The sequence below is a fragment of the Fulvivirga sp. M361 genome, from assembly GCF_007097395.1.
In the GTDB taxonomy this organism is placed as follows: Bacteria; Bacteroidota; Bacteroidia; order Cytophagales; family Cyclobacteriaceae; genus Fulvivirga.
Genome location: NZ_VKDC01000024.1, coordinates 22,679 through 39,554, shown reverse-complemented (window position 1 = coordinate 39,554; position 16,876 = coordinate 22,679). Strand labels below are relative to the sequence as shown.

Here is a 16,876-nt window from a genome sequence, read left to right as displayed (position 1 = left end):
AAATGAGGACTGCTATCCGGCCATAAGACTCGTTTATCCGTGTACCTATTGGGCAAATTGTTTTTTCAAAAGAAAAAATGTCAATTCTTATTGAGTTTATAACATCAGATAAATTCGTAGATTACGCTTAAAATAGATTTTAGTACTTTTTTTACTGTAAGCATAATTTTTATGAAGAGGTTGTTAATGCTCATCATAACCCTGAGTCTATTGGTGATTGCTTATTTCCAATACGAAAACTACACACGTTACAGACCTCCCTTTGATCATACCTATGCCGTAAATGATAGCATAGACCCGAATTATTATGATCCGTTGCTATTAGACCAATACATTAAAAATAGTTATGAAATAGGTGCATTTGCCAGAAGAATGTGGTTTCAAAAAGGAATAGATGTGGAATACCCTGATGATTCAGAAGAATCTCTCCAGGCATCGACACATTACAACCATTTGATCGCTTCCACAAAAAGAATGGAAAAACTCCTCATTTATTCCGGCCAACTCAAACAGCAGGGGTTCAATAACACAGCCATTCAAAAGATCATAGAAATGGGGCTCGCCCCTGATAACTATTTCTTTCATGAAAATGATAAATATCTTTACTTAAAGTTGGGTGATCAATCAAACGCAGTGTACGAAATACAGAAGATATTGATTGAAAAAGGTTATACTATACCTCTTGACGGTAATTTTGGACAGGAGACTGAAAATGCGATTAAAACACTTCAGCGAGATTTTAACCTTTACCCTTCCGGCATAATAGATAAGGAGACCATCACCACATTAAAGACGAAGTAACATGAGCAAGAATAGCGAAGAACAAATTCCGGTAGACAAAAAACTGGATGCCATCAAAGAGATCATCTTTGGAGACAACATTAAGGCCTATGAAAGTGAATTCAAACAGCTAAAAGATCACATTAACAAACTCCAGGAGAGTAACCAGAAAATGTGGGAAGAAGCTAATCAAAAGCATGAAACAGACCTCCAGAACCTTAAAAATGATGTTGGGGCATCGATTAAAGACCTGATGAATGCCATTGATAAGTTGACTGAATCCACCACAGCCAAAGCGGACCTATCTGCATTGCTCATTGAGTTGGCGGAAAAATTGAAATAACACGATCCGTTTCCAAAACAGCACACCATTTACACTTTAATATGGAAAACCCTGGTCCCGCAAACCATGCTCAGTCTTTACTTCAACATTGGCTTTGCCTACTTTTATATCGTGTTTGGTTGATTTCAAATAAAAACTAAAGGCATCATGTCCAAGGCACTTCTTTATCGTAAGCTCAAACAAATTCTCCTGGAAGAGGAAAAAGAAGTGCAGCGGTCTGTTCAGGAACAGCTCAGATTAACGGACGAGAAAATCGAAGATCGTGAAAAACTGGAAGCCCGGGTACAGCCCATACTTGAAGATAACGTAATCCATTTAAAACGTAATTTCTCTGCACTTTTCGGTGATGAGGTCACGCAGTCTATCCGCGATCAAATTAAGAATTCGCAAGAAGAAGTGATTGAAGCGCTCTACCCTATTATCGGGAAGATGATCAAAAAATACATAGTGAAAGAACTGGAACTACTATCTGAACGAATTGATCGTCAGCTGGAATCAGCTTTTTCATGGAAAAACTTTGCAAATCGCTTAAAGGCCTGGTTCGCAGGTGCAAAGCCTAGCACTACAATCACCCGGGACCTACTGGAACCCTCTCTTGAGCAAATTCTGGTAGTGCAAAAAGACTCAGGCATATTAGTAGGCAGTTATACAAGATCACAAAATGTAGATACGGACATGATAGCAGGCATGCTCACTGCCATCAAAGCATTTGCAGAGGATGCCTTCGACAAAGGTCAGGACCTTGAAAATATAGAGTATGAGACGTTCAAACTGGTGATACGGTCTTTCAGAAGTTTCTATGTAGTAGCGGCTGTATCAGGAGGTTGGAACGCCTCTTTTAAAAATAGGCTGGATGACCTGATCCTTGATTTTACTTCCAAAATATTGACTAAAAATTTGGTTGACAACGAAGAAAATTCTAAGCTTAACGAATCAGTACAACTATATTTCGATCAGGTATTAAATGATTCTAAGTAAAAAAATAATTCTGCTGGGACATTTCGGAGTCGGGAAGACTTCTTTGATAAAACGATTCATTCATCAAATTTTTGATGAAAAGTATCAAACCACCATTGGAGTAAAAGTGGATAAAAAAGTGGTGGACATCCATGGCGTAGATCTCACCATGCTTATCTGGGATATCGCCGGTGAAGTGAAAAATGAACGTGTACATTACAGCTATATGCTTGGCGCTCATGGCATTTTATATGTATTCGATGTGACTCGTCCCTCTACTTATGAGAATCTGACGAATGAGATTTCTCAGATCCGCCAAACCTTACCCATCGCACCAATTCAGGTAGTTGGCAACAAAACTGACCTACTCACCGAAAATTCTCTTGATTCAATCAAGAGCCATCTATCTTCATCTCACATCATTTACTCAAGTGCCAAGGAGGGGGTAAGTGTTGAAAACGCATTCTATGATCTTGGCAAAGCCATGTTAAAATGAACATTGAAAAGTATAAGAGTGATTACCTGAACAGGCGCATGCAGCTGGTACTCTTTGAACGCGAAACAGGTAATATTCTATATTCTTCTGACACCCTCATCCGGATATTGAATGAGGACACTGTTTTTAACGTATCTCCTTTCCTGGAATCTCTTCAATCGACTTTTGCTACACTGGCACCGAAAGATCAGTTGGTCTACTCCTGCGTCAATATTCCTTATGGAGGCAGGGACTTTTATTTTGATCTGATCTTCGATGTACCTTCTGATTCTCCTGATATGATGGTGTGGCAGCTTTTTGACTTCACAGATCACTATGAAAACCTGACCGTTGTCCAGCAGGAGCGTAATGAATCTGAGATAAGCAGGGAAACACAATTACTGGAAAATGAACGGGTAAGACACGAAAATGAATTGCTCAAGTTCAAAAATGAGGAGATGAAAAAACTCCAGAAGGCAAAAACACAATTCTTCTCCCAGGTAAATCATGAAATAAGAAACCCTGTCAATGCGATTGCAGGATTAACCACAGTACTTAGTAAAAGTAATTCGATCAGCCAGATAAAAGGGCACATCAAAGCGCTTCACAGCGTTAGTTCTCATTTGATCAACCTGGTAAGCAACGTACTTGACCTTTCTAAAATTGAATCTGGTAATCTAAAAGTAGAATGTGATGATTTTGAGCTTAAGCCACTGGTAGACGCTGTAATCCAAGCTTTTAAATATACCGCATTGGAAAAAGGGGTTCATTTGGAATATACTATTGAACGTCAGTTGCCTGAAAAAATCAATGGTGACATGCAGAAGTTGTCCCAGGTGCTCTATAACCTGGTAGGAAATGCGATAAAATTCACTCATTCCGGCTATGTGAAGATGCACGTCAACCTGATCGATGTTATTGATAATAGATTGTGTATCGCATTCAAAGTGGAAGATACAGGCGTGGGAATACCAAAAAACATGTATGATGAGATCTTTAAGCCATACAAACAAGGCATGGAAGATACCACCAGAAAATACGGAGGTACAGGTCTGGGGCTCTCTATTACTAAGGAACTCATTGAGTTAATGGAAGGTCAGATCTATGTAGAAAGTGAAGTAAATGTGGGGAGTACGTTCCGCTTTGTACTTCCTTTTGACTTCCATGATGAAAAAGAGGCGTTAATTGATCCAAAGCATAAGGCCCTGCCTAGTGAAAATGTAAGCAATGTTCTGATCGTAGAAGATGATCCCATTAATGGTATGATCTTAGAAGAAGTGTTACAAGAAGAAGGTTTAACCACTCATCTGGTCACAAAAACACAAGAAGCCATTGAAGCCATAACAGATTATGATCTGGTTATAACCGATTACCACCTGGGAGAAGAAACCTGTATACCGATCTTAGAACTGCTTGAACAGCAACAGTCAACGCTACCCGTATTAGTGGTGAGCGGGGAGCATCAGGCTACACTCACCAAAACGATCAAACGCTATAGTAACGCATTATTTCTACAAAAACCTTTGCAGGTGGATAAAGTAAAGTCCAGGGTAAACCAACTGCTGGGTAGTCGTACTGCTGAGCAATATGACCTGACCCCTCTGCGCAAGATCTATGCAAATGATCAGCAGAAGTTCAGACAGGTATTGCATATGTTGTGTTCAGAAATTTCCGCGAGTACACATCAAATGTTGGAAAACATGGATACCAAGGATTTTGCCGGTATAAAAAACCTAAGTCACAAGTTGAAAACACACTTCAGTTTTGTGGGTATGAGGGAGCCGTATCACGAACTTACCATTATTGAAACAGAATTAAGAAAAGGCATACATTTGGGTTTGAAAGCCAGGCTGGAAAGCTTACATTCAAATTCCGAGACCGTAGTAGAACAAATCAGAACTGCTCATGGATAACATTAGCTGCGTTGTAGTAGATGATGACCCGATATCAATTGAAATCTTAAAACAGTTGATAGAACGGACCAATTTCCTTGAACTACATGAAGCTTTTGACGATCCGATCAAAGCCATCGAATTCATTAATCAGGGTAACATTGACATTGCTTTCCTTGATGTTGAAATGCCTCTGCTTTCCGGTTTGAAATTGATGGAAACCTTGAGTCGCAAACCAGAGATCATCCTGGTAAGTGGCAAAAAGCAATATGCACTTGATGCCTTCGACTTTGAGGTGTGTGACTTTTTGTTAAAGCCGGTCAACGATTATAGCCGGTTTTTGAAAGCCGTACTTCGCGCAAAGTCAAATCTCAGCAAAAAAGAGGACAGCGGTTCACTCAACAATATTTTCATTAAAGTCGACTCACTTTTCATCAACCTTGACTTAAGCAAAATTAAATGGTGTGAGGCTTACGGAGACTATGTTAAAATCCATACAGACGATAAAGTGTATACGGTTTATTCCACACTTAAGTCAGTAGTGGACAAACTTCCGGGAGATCGCTTTATCCGGGTCCACAGATCTTATGTCATCAATATGGCGCGAATAGATAATATAGATCACAGTAACCTGCAAATAGCGGACAAGATCATACCGATAAGCGATAGCTACAAAAATGACTTAATGCAACGAATCAAGACGTTATAGGCTCTTGATCTTCTATTTTTTTATCCTGCCAATCGCACGGACTCATCCAGCATTTGACCGGTCTCATCGAACTATCTGCGCCAGCCACTACCCTGCTTTTATCTTTGATACAAAAGATTAAGACTATGGTTAGCGAAGAACGATACGAATTTAAATTATTCATTTTCAAGACTTTTGTACTGAGTTCATCATTGCTTTTGTTGTGGTGTGTAGTGAGTTGCGGGTGTTGAGTGATTGGAAAGAACTGGAGTATGCACCTATTTTTATTTCCCATAAACCATACAACTCAATCATTAAATCCTCAGGGAGATGAATGGTATTAGTAAAATGCTTCTTAAAGAAATCTCATTCAGGATTGTCTCGAATACTTTGAGAGGTTTTTGATTAGCATTTTGCTCATTTTGAAAATGTTAGACCACAGTCTCGTCAAATTCTTTATCGGGAAAGACAAATTCAACGATGTCGGCGTAAGCAGGACATTTTCTTGAGGCTCTTCCTGCTTCCCCGGTTCCTGTTCTTCTGTTGACTCCTCTTCCCTTTCAGGTTCGGACAATGCCATGATCTCTGATAAAGGATCAATCGGTTTTTGTGTTGCTTGTTCTTGTTGGGTTGGTTGAGCTTCCTGCTCTTGGGTTTCTTCTGTCTTCTCTTCTTGGCCTTCCATACTTTTGAATCGTAGAAAATAAAAAAGGCCCTGGATCAATACTTATCATCTCAACCCAGGGCCTCCGCAGATTTTCTGGTTAAACTACAAATAAAAAAACCCGGACTAAGATGCTATTAACATCCTGGTCCCGGCTTCCTCAGATTTCCGGTTTTTATCTATCGCTAATGGAGGTATATGTAATGTGGGTCAACTGTTTGAATTAAGATATTTAAGGCAATGTCATTAACTTAAGGGTTCGTCACTGCGAGTGATCACATTTAATGATATGACGTGTACTCGCTCCAATTACACCAAGGATGGGTGGGTTTACGGAAATATCTACATTAATGAATTTTGAGCGTATTATAAAAACACGTCATGGGTAATGCAATGAAGCAGTCTCACAGTAAGGGTTGAAACATGTGATTGAGATCGCTTTACTTCGTTCGCGATGACGCGTTAATTTCTTTAAGTTAATGACATTGATGATTAAAGGATAAACAGGATTAGCAGTTCTATAGAACTGAACTTGAAAACAAAAAAACTATCCTCCAATGAAATCAAAAGATTCTGATATTACTGCTATCCTGATGGAAAAAATTGCCATTTACGCAGAAAAGTTCAAAAACTTTGATCCTCGTATAATTGAGGGTTGCGCATTATGTTATAAACATAGCCCGTTATATCGAAAGCATATAGCCTCATCCAGTTTTGGTAAAAGCATGGGATGGCGATTGACATATCATTGGACTCAAAACCCAGAACGTTATGATGCCCTTAACATGATTGGCCCATTGGACCTTGGTTTATTTTCTGTAAGAATAGATGCTATTTTGGGAAACAATCGGTTAACTGACTTTGTGGAACAGGCAAAACAGCTGCCCATCTTTACTAGCTATATTCATGCTGCTCAAAGCTTCATTCTTAATTTAATAGTAAATAAAGATATCAGTTGGTTAACATACGAAACCTACCCTTCACCTATGGAATTTTTGGATTTATGTAAATACTATAGCCCGACGTATGGAGAGATAACCGAAAAAGGGAAGGGTGATGGTTGGGAATTGGTAAAAATATGGTCCAACAACCCTGAGGGCATTACGGCACTAAGATCTATTTTCCCTTTGGATATTGCCATCTACTGTGTGCGTTTAGACAGTATTATTTATCATAAGGATCTAACGGTATTTGCTGATCAGATTAAGGCAAATAAACATTCCTTGGCGCTACCCATGGAGGTTATGAAGTTTGTTTGCCAAATTCAAAATGAATGGGGAGTTTCTTAAAAGAATTTAATTTCCCCTTCTACTTTATTTCCCCTTAAACAGGGATGCATTGAATTCAGGTTAAGGTTAAACATGGGACCAGCCTATTCTTCCCTTCACACAGAAACCCTAATGTCCATAGACAATACTTTACTCATGGTCCTTAAAAATTGACCAAACTCCTCAAGTTTAGCCAGTGATGTTTCATTCCCGGCGGTTGTGAGCTTGTAATATCGACGGGTCCTTTTGATCTCTGATAAAAGAGCATTCGGCTCTTGTGTGACTTGCTCCCGTTGTATTTTCTCCTGGTTTTCTTGTGTCATTTCTTCGTTGCTTTCCATACTATAGAATTATAGAAAATAAAAAACGCCCTGGAGCAAGACTCATCATCTCAACCCAAGGCCTCCGCAAATTTTCTGGTTAACTATAAATGAAAAAACCGGACTAAGATACTATTAACATCCCGGTCTGGGCTTCCTCAGATTTCCGGTTTTTATCTATCGCTAATAGAGAGGTATATGTAATGTGGGTCTACTTTTTGGGTTAAGATATTTAAGGAATTAATTGACTCGTAATTGAACTTTGACAATATTGAAAGTCTATGTCTAAGGCTTTGATATACCCCCTTCTAGTCCTTTTATCAATCTTCACTTTTCATGATGGCCTAGGGCAAAGAAATGACATTTTTGAAGATGAGTACAGGGCAATTGAGATTGACACATCAGTGATATTTAATTTTAATAAATACAATTCGCTAAAGGATCTTTCATCTGATAAATTTCATACACCAGCGGATTTTGAGTCTATTAGGTTTAATTCATCAAAGAACTATTCGTTCACCACATTTGATAGAATAGCGCATTTTCAAGGCACCCCATTTAATTCATTAGCGGATTTTAGGTCTGCTAAGTTTAATTCATTAGCAAATTTTAGCTCTGCTGATTTTAATTCGTTAGCAGATTTTAGGTCTGCTAATTTTAATTCATCAGCGGATTTCAGCTCTGCTGATTTTCATTCATTAATGGATTTTAGGAATGTTCGGTTTGATTCATTAGCGAATTTTGCAGGCGCTAAATTTAAAGATGAATCTAGCTTTTCAAGAATGAAATTGCCTAAAATACTGATTTTGAGAAATGTAAGCGTTAATAAAATCATAGACCTTTCTGAAACAGAACTATCCAGCACAATGAAAGCGGAAGGGAAAAAATGTTCCTTGGATCTAAGAGATTCCCCTATTAAAAAATTCAAATTGAGATATGAAAAATTCTGTGTGTATCGGCCAGATTCAATTTCTTCAGAAGACTATGAGAAGCTTACTAATGTATATGAAGCCCTGTTAAAAAACTTTAGCGACAATGGCTACAGAATCAGCTATGAAACTCTTGACAAAGAATACCAAGAGTTTACACTTACCAAAAATCCGAACAAGAGTTGGTTCCGTAAGAAAATGGACTATGGCTTAAATTTTCTCAATAAACATTGGAGCGACTATGGATATGACAAATCAAGGATATGGTTGTTTACTGGTGGGTTCTTCCTTTTATTCTTATTGATCAATTGGTTGAGATTACCAAGACTCGCTTTTAACGTATACCCAATAGACAAAATTAGCGAACAGCTCTATCAGAACCGTAAATACAAAATCTCTCTCCGAAAAAAAGGCCGATATCCACATTTCAATTTTTCCAATCTCATACTAGCAGTCTATTACACAGCGTTAATTTTCTTTGGTCTAAGGATGAGCACTGATAAGATCGAGTTCAAAAAACACTTCTCTGTTGGATATATATTTCTTCAATATGTAGTGGGATTGATCTGCCTAGCTTACCTGGCCAACTATATTATATCTTCTAATCTTATAGGTTCTTAACAAATACCCTCATGAATAGAAATAGTTACGAAAACACGGATGAGCATATCTTTTATTGTGATAAGGAGGACTGGTCAAACCGTTTGGATAGCGTAAATGAGTTCTGGCATGAGGTCAGAAAGGAGAAAATGGCTAAGAGCGATTTTGATTTTAGTGATTTTATCTTTACTGAGTTTTTAATGGAGAGCTTTTGGCTTGAAAATGAGGAAAGGAAATTTTCTGTAAATGTTAGTTTTGGTGATGCTCGATTTTTAGGAAATGTAGCATTTGAAGAAATCCAGTTTTTAAAAGATGCTGATTTTACCTATGCACAATTTAGTGGGATTACCAGTTTCGTTAATGTTAAATTTTCAGGCAAGACTCTTTTCAACAGATCTCGCTTTTTCGGCGAATCGTTCTGGAGCAATATCAGCCTTCTTGGTAACGAAGAAATAACGTTTCGAAGTACCTACTTTCCTGATGATCATATAATTGTTTTTGAGGACTGGAATATTGAGCGCTATATAATTTTTTTATGGGCTTTGCTTCCGAGTAAGTTTCAATTTCTAAACTTCAAATTTGACAATGTGATAATCCAAGATTGCAGTCTTAGTAAGGTTGAATTTACCAATTGTCAATTTAGAAAAATTGAAGGAAGGATAGCATTAGCTAATGATGTTAGCAAGGATTACAAAAACCTATCCAACACCTACCGTCAACTAAAGAAAAACTTTATGGATGCAAAAGACTGGGAAAATGCAGGGGATGCTTATCGATCTGAGATGTATATCAAAAGAAAATTGATATGGCTAGGGTATAAGGATGGTCAATATCATAAAATGATCAACTGGTGTATTATGGGCCTTCATGAGCACTTATCTGGATACCAACAAAGCATAGCCCTTGCTTTTCTTTGGTTAATGATTTTGTTAATTACCAGCCCAATGTTGATCTTCATGATTGGTTTCTTTCACCAACCGTGCTTTTCCAATACAGTTTGCTGGAATCAGATAGTGCAAGCTGGAATTACCAGTCTTAATGCATCTCTTCCTGTTGTAGGAAAAATAAGTACTGAGGGTTATTCAAAAGAGCTCTACTTTTACTTAGTTTTCGAACGCCTGTTCTCTGTTGTTCTAATTACTTTCTTTGTGCTTGCTATGAGGGCTAGGTTAAGGCAGTAGGTGAAGGGACTTCTTGTTCAGAAAACCTTACGTAATATCGATTTTTCCAAACTGAACAATATATTTGAATTATAGGTTGTATATCTAGCCTAAGTATTTCATTCATTAGGGTCATGAAGAAAGAATATATCAAACTGGATCATTCCAATAAAGCTGAAAAAGGTGTTGTTGGAGCCTATGAGTTTGAAGATCATGGTCACTTCGTGATCTACATTCCGTCTCTGAATATATCCTCTTACGGTTCGAATAAGAATGAGGCTAGAGAAATGCTCAATGAATCGTTGGACGACTTTTTCCAAAGCATGTTATATTACGATCCTGAAGTTGCGCATTATGAAATGCTCAAATTGGGTTGGAAACGAGATAAGCTCTTCAAGAAAAAAATCAATGATCCTCCATATGTAGATGTCAATGGAGTCCTAAGAGATTTCGATCTATCTGAAGATACAAAAATTACTCAAGCTCTTATTGAAGTTTAATTGGGAGAAAATAGGCCAATTAAAACAAAATGCTGGGTTGCATTCCTTGAATACTTGGGATGCAAAGAAGAAAAGAAAAAATCTGGTGGCTCTCACTTCAAATGGAAATGCCCTGAATGTAGACGTTCAATTATTATAAGGCCTAAAGATAAGGAAATTCCGGCCTTTCATATTTTTACCAATCTCAAAACATAGGGGTAGAAAGAAAAGTCTTTTTAGATTGGGTGAAAGAGAATTGTTAGGATTTTCGGACAGGTGGATAAGATATACTTCCTGCTTCCCAAAATTTCATGAGCTATTCGTCTTGAATTTGACGATATACCGGATTATTACTTCCTAACATCTACCATCAGGTCAAAACGAAATCCCTGGCCTGCTCAGGGTCGTGCCGCGTAGCGTTTACCGCATCATTCCGGATACATTGATCCAGCGTTTTTCATCGTAATACTGCTGAATTAATTGAACAGTTTTACAGTCTCGTTTCTTTCGGACTTTATAGAAGAACTCAAAGAAATCCTTGTTGAAAAATAGTGGTGTTATTTGTTTATTGAGTAAAAAATCAAAAAACTTAAAATTTCACGAATCTGACCAAGTACAAATTAATGACTACTTAAGCCAAAAGAAAAAGACCTAATTGATGTAAGTCTATTCTGATACCTAAAATATCTTCAGAAATAGCGATATTTGCAGACTTATTTAATTCAATAAGCGCGTTTCATGCAAAAACGACAGATTGAAACATGATCTTACACAATAGAATCAATAAAAACGTTCTCAAACAAAAGTTAAGTGAGAGCGACGAGAAACGTATAACGCTGTCATTTTACAGATACCTCAAGATAGACGATGTACCGGCTTACAGGGACCAACTTTACCTTGACTTCTCCAATTTAGGCGTCATGGGCAGGATCTACCTGGCTAATGAAGGGATAAACGGACAGATCAGCGTTCCGGAAGAGCGGTTTGAATCATTCAGGGAATACATAAATGATCATGCTGACTTACAAGGCGTGCGGCTCAATATCGCCATAGATGATGATGGAAAGTCTTTCTTCAAATTAAAGATACAGATACGACATAAGATTGTAGCCGATGGGCTGAATGACGCCGAATTTGACGTTACCAAAAGAGGCAAACACCTGTCTGCCAAGGAATTTAACCTCCTGGCAGAAGATCCCGATACTATTATCATTGACATGCGAAATCACTACGAAAGTGAAGTGGGTCATTTTAAAAATGCCGTATTGCCTGATGTAGACACGTTTAAGGAAGCACTACCTGTAGTGGAGGAAATGCTGTCAGATAAGAAAGACAAAAACATCGTAATGTACTGTACAGGGGGTATACGATGTGAAAAAGCCAGCGCTTATTATAAGCATAAAGGCTTTAAAAGTGTATTTCAGCTGGATGGGGGCATCATTGAATATGCCCGCCAGGTAAATACACAGCGATTGGAAAATAAGTTTACCGGTAAAAACTTTGTGTTTGATGAACGATTAGGTGAACGGATCTCAGACGAGATCATAAGCCAATGCCACCAATGTGGAAAACCATGCGATGACCATACCAACTGTAAAAACGATGGTTGTCATATATTATTCATACAGTGCAAAGAATGCGCTGCTACACTGGAAGGCTGTTGTTCTGAAGAGTGTAAAGAGGTGATACACCTACCGGAGGAAGAACAAAAAAAGCTACGCAGTGGGATCAATAAAGGACGTCAGGTATTTAAAAAAGGACGATCCGAAAAACTCATTTATAAGGTAAACGTAAGTGAAATGACATAAAGCGCGGTTACTCATCACCGCCGGAGATTATATACAGGTCCAGCCTCAAAGTAAACTAAAACAGGCAGGTCAACGTTTTAAATAGCTTGGGCGAAAGTATTTAAAGCTCAGAAAAATAGAAAAGTAAATAATGGCAAGGATAAAATACCATTACGATACTGAAACATGTAAATATGAACGGGTAAAGACCAAAACCCAGGACGTGGTCCTGAATTTTTTAGGTCTGGCTTCGTTGATCATAGCGTGTGCGGTGGGTCTACTGTTATTGTATAACAACTATTTTGAGTCACCAAAGGAGGTAATGCTTAAAAATGAGGTGGCTGAAATGGAATATTTCTATGGCAACCTGGAAAAAGAAGTGGCACAACTGAAATCCGTGGTTCAGGCCCTCGAAAAGAGAGATGATGATATTTACCGCGTGGTGCTGGGCGCCGAACCTTACGATGCAAGTATAAGAGATGCCGGTATAGGTGGCGTGGAGCGGTATGAAGATATCAAAAACAAAAAAATTGACCACAAAGAAGAGATCCTTACGCTCAGCAAAGAAGTAGATAAACTACGGCGTAAAATGTATATACAATCTACTTCATATGACGAAATCGTGAATCTGGCCGAAGACAAGGCTAAAATGTATGCCGCTATTCCAGCAATACAACCTATATCTAACGAAGAACTCATTCGCCTGGCCTCAGGCTTTGGGAAACGGATACACCCGGTCTACAAGGTTAAAAAATTTCATTCCGGTATTGACTTCTCCGCGCCCATAGGCACACCGATCTATGCCACTGCTGACGGTACAGTTACCAAAGTAAAAAGCAGGTTCAGCGGTTATGGAAAGTTAGTGGAAATTGACCACGGGTTTGGGTATAAAACCCGGTATGCTCACATGCATGACTTTGAGGTAAGAGAACGTCAAAATGTAAAAAGAGGACAGATCATTGGTTATGTGGGTAACACGGGACTATCCACGGCTCCTCACTTACACTATGAAGTGATCTTGAATAACAAGAAGATAAATCCTGTGCACTACTTCTTCAATGATCTGAATTCCGCAGAGTATGAGAAAGTGATCGAATTGGCCTCTATTGAAAACCAATCACTCGGTCTGTAATTTTTTTTTTAAAAAACATTTGACCAAAACAAACAATTAATTTACTTAGCGGAACAATTAAAAATGACCATAATTAGCAGCACATATCATCACCACCATCATTCGATCCCTGATCAGGCGCGTGGAAGTATGTGTTAATAAACAAGATATAATTAATACGAAAAGGCTTACCATGTGGTAGGCCTTTTTTATTTCAATCTAATATAGAAAATGGAAAAGCTAAGAATTGCCATACAGAAATCCGGCAGACTACAGGAAAAAACAACAGCCCTCTTAAGGGAATGCGGACTGGCATTCACCAATGGCCCTAACAGACTGAAAGCCGATGCACGAAATTTTCCAGCAGAATTGTTGTACCTGCGTGATGATGACATCCCTCAATATGTAGAAGATGGTGTAGCCGATATCGGTATAGTAGGAGAAAACGTCTTCATTGAGAAAAACAAAGACATCAAGATCAAAGAAAAGCTGGATTTTGCAAAATGCCGTTTGTCCATAGCAGTACCCAAGTCAGTGGAATACAGCGGCACAGAATACCTCAACGGCAAAAAAATTGCTACCTCCTACCCTTTCATTGTAAATCAATTTTTAGAAAAAAATAACGTAAAGGCTGAGATCCATGAGATCAGCGGCTCTGTAGAGATAGCGCCCGGAATAGGCCTTGCAGATGCCATTTGCGATATTGTAAGCACCGGTAGTACGCTGCTGGGCAATGGGCTGAAAGAAGTAGAAACGGTCATCCTGTCCGAGGCCATACTTGTGGCCCATAACGACCTTAGTACAGCAAAACAACAGATCCTTGACAAACTGATCTTCAGGATCAAAGCAGTCAATACTGCGAAAAACAACAAGTATTTACTACTTAATTCACCCAACCATGCCATAGAAGCGATTACCAATGTACTCCCGGGTATGCGCAGCCCAACGGTAACACCGTTGAAAGAGGAAGGTTGGTCCTCCTTACATTCCGTGGTAAATGAAGACGATTTCTGGGATAAAATTGACCAGTTAAAAGAACTTGGCGCCCAGGGAATATTAGTAATACCTATAGAAAAAATGATCTTATAATCATGCAGATTATTAACAACCCTAATCCTTCGGAATGGGCTGAACTGTTAACAAGGCCTGTCTTCGAAGCAGAATTCCTGCAAAGCGCTGTAAAAAACATTCTGAACCGGGTACGAACCAGTGGAGACCAGGCGCTGATCGATTTTAACCTGAAATTTGATCAGGCAGTCACTCATAATCTAAGTGTTACACAAGAGGAAATAACTTCTGCCATAGCGCAGGTTGAAACTTCATTAAAAGACGCTATCCGAAAAGCTGCTGACAACATCCATAAATTTCATAAGGCCCAGGAACGGGCAACATTGGAGGTAGAAACCATGCCCGGTGTCACCTGCTGGAGGAAGTCAGTGGCCATACCCAACGTGGGAATTTATATTCCAGGAGGAACTGCGCCGCTTTTTTCTACCGTATTAATGCTTGGAATACCTGCTTCTATTGCAGGATGCAATGAAATTGTGTTGTGTACACCCCCCGGAAAAGATGGGACCATCCACCCGGCCATTCTCTTCGCCGCTGACCTCGTAGGGGTAACCAAAATCTATAAAACAGGTGGGGCACAGGCTGTTGCGGCTATGGCCTATGGTACTGAAACCGTACCTAAAGTTGATAAAATATTTGGTCCCGGAAATCAATATGTCACCGAAGCCAAACAGCAGGTAAGCCTGGAAGGAATTGCCATTGATATGCCTGCAGGACCTTCTGAATTAGCGATTATCGCCGATGAAACAGCTGAGCCTGCATTTATTGCTTCAGATCTGCTATCACAAGCAGAACATGGAAATGATAGCCAGGTAATTTTAATATGTACTGACGAAGCGCAAGTAGCAAAAGTGAATCGCGCGCTTGACGAACAGTTAGCAAGCTTACCACGCAAAGAAATGGCAGGGAAGAGTTTACAAAATAGTAAAGCCATTATCGTCCCTGATTTGACTATAGCAGTAGCTCTGAGCAATGCCTACGCTCCCGAGCACCTGATCATTTGCACAAAAGAGGCTGAAACTGTGGCGGAAGAAATTGTCAATGCAGGGTCTGTATTTATCGGTGACCTCACCCCGGAGTCAGCAGGTGATTACGCTTCGGGCACAAATCATACCTTACCGACTAACGGGGCCGCGCGAGCCTACAGCGGCGTCTCACTGGATAGTTTTACAAAGCAGATCACTTACCAGAAAATAGACCAGGCAGGTTTGAAGTCATTAGGACCGGCCATTGAGGAAATGGCGGCAGCTGAACAGTTAGAAGCGCACAAACGTGCCGTGACTATTCGCCTGGAAAAAATCGGACGATAAAATGGATCTGACTAAGTTTATTCGACCTAATATATTAAAAATGAAAGCCTACTCATCTGCCAGGGATGAGTTTGAAGGTGAAGGCGAGGTTTTTCTGGATGCTAACGAAAACCCTTACGAAACGGGGATTAATCGCTATCCTGACCCCTATCAACGTGCGTTGAAAAAAAAGGTAGCTGCATTAAAAAATATAGCCATAGAAAATACCTTTCTGGGAAACGGAAGTGATGAAGCGATAGACCTGATATTACGAATATTCTGTGAACCCGGGAAAGACAAGATACTAACTACTGACCCGACGTATGGCATGTACGAAGTTTCAGCAGCTATTCAGAATGTTGAAACAACAAAAGTACCATTGAATGAGCTATTTGAACTATCTTCCCGGGCTATATTGGACGCTGCGGATGAGTTCACCAAAGTCATATTTATCTGCACTCCTCATAACCCGACCGGAACTGATCTGGCACGTGAAGAGTTAATTCAGTTACTGAAAAAATTCAATGGATTAGTGGTTATTGATGAAGCCTATGTAGACTTCACAGATCAGCCCAGCTTTGTGAACGATTTGAAGGACTATCCCAACCTCATTGTACTTCAAACTTTTTCAAAAGCCTGGGGTATGGCAGGGCTGCGCCTGGGAATGGCTTTTGCTTCCGAAGAAATTATTGATTATTTCAACAAAGTGAAGCCACCGTACAATTTGAATATTCTTACGCAAAAGGAGGCATTATCAAGGCTGGATAATAAGCCAGGTGTAGACCGTATGATCCGGGAGTTGATGTCAGAGAAAGAAAAGCTGTCTACACTTTTGCAAGCATTCGACTTTGTATTAAAAGTATACCCTTCCGCTGCGAACTTTCTGCTGGTAAAATTCAAAGATTCGTCAAAAGCCTTCCACTACCTGCTTGAACATGATGTAATTGTAAGAGACCGGTCCAAAGCGCTACATTGTGAGAACTGTCTCAGAATTACAATAGGTACGGTAGATGAAAACAAAGAACTGATCGCTACGCTTAATTCATTTCAAGCACTTACTGATTAA

17 protein-coding genes are annotated in these 16,876 nt (G+C 39.3%); 15 read left to right on the top strand and 2 right to left on the bottom strand.

Annotated features, from left to right (window positions below; translation table 11 throughout):
- Window positions 1-171 precede the first annotated feature (171 nt).
- From FNH22_RS21985 to FNH22_RS21960, 6 genes are all read left to right on the top strand, one after another.
- Window positions 172-801 carry a peptidoglycan-binding protein gene (locus FNH22_RS21985; RefSeq protein WP_143400604.1) on the top strand — a complete coding sequence of 210 codons (630 nt, stop codon included), beginning with the start codon at window positions 172-174 and terminating at the stop codon, window positions 799-801.
- A gap of 1 nt (window position 802) precedes the next feature.
- The gene (locus FNH22_RS21980; protein ID WP_143400603.1) at window positions 803-1,123 is read left to right on the top strand and encodes a hypothetical protein; all 321 of its coding nucleotides are present in this window, start codon (window positions 803-805) and stop codon (window positions 1,121-1,123) included.
- Window positions 1,124-1,270: 147 nt separating this feature from the next.
- Window positions 1,271-2,101: a cell envelope biogenesis protein OmpA gene (locus FNH22_RS21975; RefSeq protein ID WP_143400602.1), complete on the top strand. Its 831-nt coding sequence runs from the start codon at window positions 1,271-1,273 to the stop codon at window positions 2,099-2,101.
- Window positions 2,088-2,576 (top strand): Rab family GTPase, encoded by a 489-nt coding sequence (locus FNH22_RS21970; RefSeq protein WP_255518130.1) that lies wholly within the window; start codon window positions 2,088-2,090, stop codon window positions 2,574-2,576. The genes FNH22_RS21975 and FNH22_RS21970 overlap by 14 nt, the downstream gene beginning before the upstream one ends.
- Entirely contained in the window at window positions 2,573-4,468 is a 1,896-nt protein-coding gene (locus tag FNH22_RS21965; RefSeq protein ID WP_143400601.1) for a hybrid sensor histidine kinase/response regulator, read from the top strand. Before FNH22_RS21970 ends, FNH22_RS21965 begins: the two co-directional genes overlap by 4 nt.
- Window positions 4,461-5,156, top strand: coding sequence for a LytTR family DNA-binding domain-containing protein (locus FNH22_RS21960; RefSeq protein ID WP_143400600.1), 696 nt, complete (start codon window positions 4,461-4,463; stop codon window positions 5,154-5,156). The genes FNH22_RS21965 and FNH22_RS21960 overlap by 8 nt, the downstream gene beginning before the upstream one ends.
- Window positions 5,157-5,505: 349 nt before the next feature.
- Here the strand turns inward: FNH22_RS21960 and FNH22_RS21955 are convergent, their stop codons facing one another.
- Window positions 5,506-5,820, bottom strand: a complete 315-nt coding sequence (locus FNH22_RS21955; protein WP_143400599.1) for a hypothetical protein — start codon at window positions 5,818-5,820, stop codon at window positions 5,506-5,508.
- 536 nt (window positions 5,821-6,356) lie between these two features.
- Here FNH22_RS21955 and FNH22_RS21950 point away from each other — a divergent pair.
- Window positions 6,357-7,088 (top strand): hypothetical protein, encoded by a 732-nt coding sequence (locus FNH22_RS21950; protein ID WP_143400598.1) that lies wholly within the window; start codon window positions 6,357-6,359, stop codon window positions 7,086-7,088.
- Between the two features lie 95 nt (window positions 7,089-7,183).
- Here FNH22_RS21950 and FNH22_RS21945 read toward each other — a convergent pair whose 3' ends face one another.
- The gene (locus tag FNH22_RS21945) at window positions 7,184-7,408 is read right to left on the bottom strand and encodes a hypothetical protein (RefSeq protein WP_143400597.1); all 225 of its coding nucleotides are present in this window, start codon (window positions 7,406-7,408) and stop codon (window positions 7,184-7,186) included.
- 260 nt (window positions 7,409-7,668) lie between these two features.
- On the opposite strand from FNH22_RS21945, the gene FNH22_RS21940 reads away from it, so the two are divergent.
- The 8 genes from FNH22_RS21940 (at window position 7,669) to hisC (ending at window position 16,876) form a co-directional block, all read left to right on the top strand.
- Window positions 7,669-8,937: a pentapeptide repeat-containing protein gene (locus FNH22_RS21940; protein ID WP_143400596.1), complete on the top strand. Its 1,269-nt coding sequence runs from the start codon at window positions 7,669-7,671 to the stop codon at window positions 8,935-8,937.
- An 83-nt stretch (window positions 8,938-9,020) separates the two neighbouring features.
- On the top strand, window positions 9,021-10,097 hold the full coding sequence (locus tag FNH22_RS21935; protein ID WP_143400595.1) for a pentapeptide repeat-containing protein: 1,077 nt from the start codon (window positions 9,021-9,023) through the stop codon (window positions 10,095-10,097).
- Window positions 10,098-10,210: 113 nt separating this feature from the next.
- Window positions 10,211-10,576 carry a hypothetical protein gene (locus FNH22_RS21930; RefSeq protein WP_143400594.1) on the top strand — a complete coding sequence of 122 codons (366 nt, stop codon included), beginning with the start codon at window positions 10,211-10,213 and terminating at the stop codon, window positions 10,574-10,576.
- 740 nt (window positions 10,577-11,316) lie between these two features.
- The gene (locus FNH22_RS21920) at window positions 11,317-12,363 is read left to right on the top strand and encodes a rhodanese-related sulfurtransferase (protein WP_143400592.1); all 1,047 of its coding nucleotides are present in this window, start codon (window positions 11,317-11,319) and stop codon (window positions 12,361-12,363) included.
- 130 nt (window positions 12,364-12,493) lie between these two features.
- Window positions 12,494-13,474: a M23 family metallopeptidase gene (locus tag FNH22_RS21915; RefSeq protein WP_143400591.1), complete on the top strand. Its 981-nt coding sequence runs from the start codon at window positions 12,494-12,496 to the stop codon at window positions 13,472-13,474.
- A gap of 210 nt (window positions 13,475-13,684) precedes the next feature.
- Complete coding sequence (gene hisG / locus FNH22_RS21910) at window positions 13,685-14,542, top strand: ATP phosphoribosyltransferase (protein ID WP_143400590.1); 858 nt, start codon at window positions 13,685-13,687, stop codon at window positions 14,540-14,542.
- A gap of 2 nt (window positions 14,543-14,544) precedes the next feature.
- The gene (gene hisD / locus FNH22_RS21905) at window positions 14,545-15,831 is read left to right on the top strand and encodes a histidinol dehydrogenase (protein WP_143400589.1); all 1,287 of its coding nucleotides are present in this window, start codon (window positions 14,545-14,547) and stop codon (window positions 15,829-15,831) included.
- A 1-nt stretch (window position 15,832) separates the two neighbouring features.
- Window positions 15,833-16,876 carry a histidinol-phosphate transaminase gene (hisC, locus tag FNH22_RS21900; RefSeq protein ID WP_143400588.1) on the top strand — a complete coding sequence of 348 codons (1,044 nt, stop codon included), beginning with the start codon at window positions 15,833-15,835 and terminating at the stop codon, window positions 16,874-16,876.

Excerpts from the sequence above, each read along its gene's own strand:
- hisD (WP_143400589.1), top strand. The coding sequence starts at position 14,545 with ATGCAGATTATTAACAACCCTAATCCTTCGGAATGGGCTGAACTGTTA.
- FNH22_RS21930 (WP_143400594.1), top strand. The coding sequence starts at position 10,211 with ATGAAGAAAGAATATATCAAACTGGATCATTCCAATAAAGCTGAAAAA.
- FNH22_RS21950 (WP_143400598.1), top strand. The coding sequence starts at position 6,357 with ATGAAATCAAAAGATTCTGATATTACTGCTATCCTGATGGAAAAAATT.
- FNH22_RS21955 (WP_143400599.1), bottom strand. The coding sequence starts at position 5,820 with ATGGAAGGCCAAGAAGAGAAGACAGAAGAAACCCAAGAGCAGGAAGCT.
- FNH22_RS21945 (WP_143400597.1), bottom strand. The coding sequence starts at position 7,408 with ATGGAAAGCAACGAAGAAATGACACAAGAAAACCAGGAGAAAATACAA.
- FNH22_RS21980 (WP_143400603.1), top strand. The coding sequence starts at position 803 with ATGAGCAAGAATAGCGAAGAACAAATTCCGGTAGACAAAAAACTGGAT.
- FNH22_RS21915 (WP_143400591.1), top strand. The coding sequence starts at position 12,494 with ATGGCAAGGATAAAATACCATTACGATACTGAAACATGTAAATATGAA.
- FNH22_RS21985 (WP_143400604.1), top strand. The coding sequence starts at position 172 with ATGAAGAGGTTGTTAATGCTCATCATAACCCTGAGTCTATTGGTGATT.
- FNH22_RS21965 (WP_143400601.1), top strand. The coding sequence starts at position 2,573 with ATGAACATTGAAAAGTATAAGAGTGATTACCTGAACAGGCGCATGCAG.
- hisG (WP_143400590.1), top strand. The coding sequence starts at position 13,685 with ATGGAAAAGCTAAGAATTGCCATACAGAAATCCGGCAGACTACAGGAA.
- FNH22_RS21920 (WP_143400592.1), top strand. The coding sequence starts at position 11,317 with ATGATCTTACACAATAGAATCAATAAAAACGTTCTCAAACAAAAGTTA.
- FNH22_RS21975 (WP_143400602.1), top strand. The coding sequence starts at position 1,271 with ATGTCCAAGGCACTTCTTTATCGTAAGCTCAAACAAATTCTCCTGGAA.
- FNH22_RS21960 (WP_143400600.1), top strand. The coding sequence starts at position 4,461 with ATGGATAACATTAGCTGCGTTGTAGTAGATGATGACCCGATATCAATT.
- FNH22_RS21940 (WP_143400596.1), top strand. The coding sequence starts at position 7,669 with ATGTCTAAGGCTTTGATATACCCCCTTCTAGTCCTTTTATCAATCTTC.
- FNH22_RS21970 (WP_255518130.1), top strand. The coding sequence starts at position 2,088 with ATGATTCTAAGTAAAAAAATAATTCTGCTGGGACATTTCGGAGTCGGG.
- hisC (WP_143400588.1), top strand. The coding sequence starts at position 15,833 with ATGGATCTGACTAAGTTTATTCGACCTAATATATTAAAAATGAAAGCC.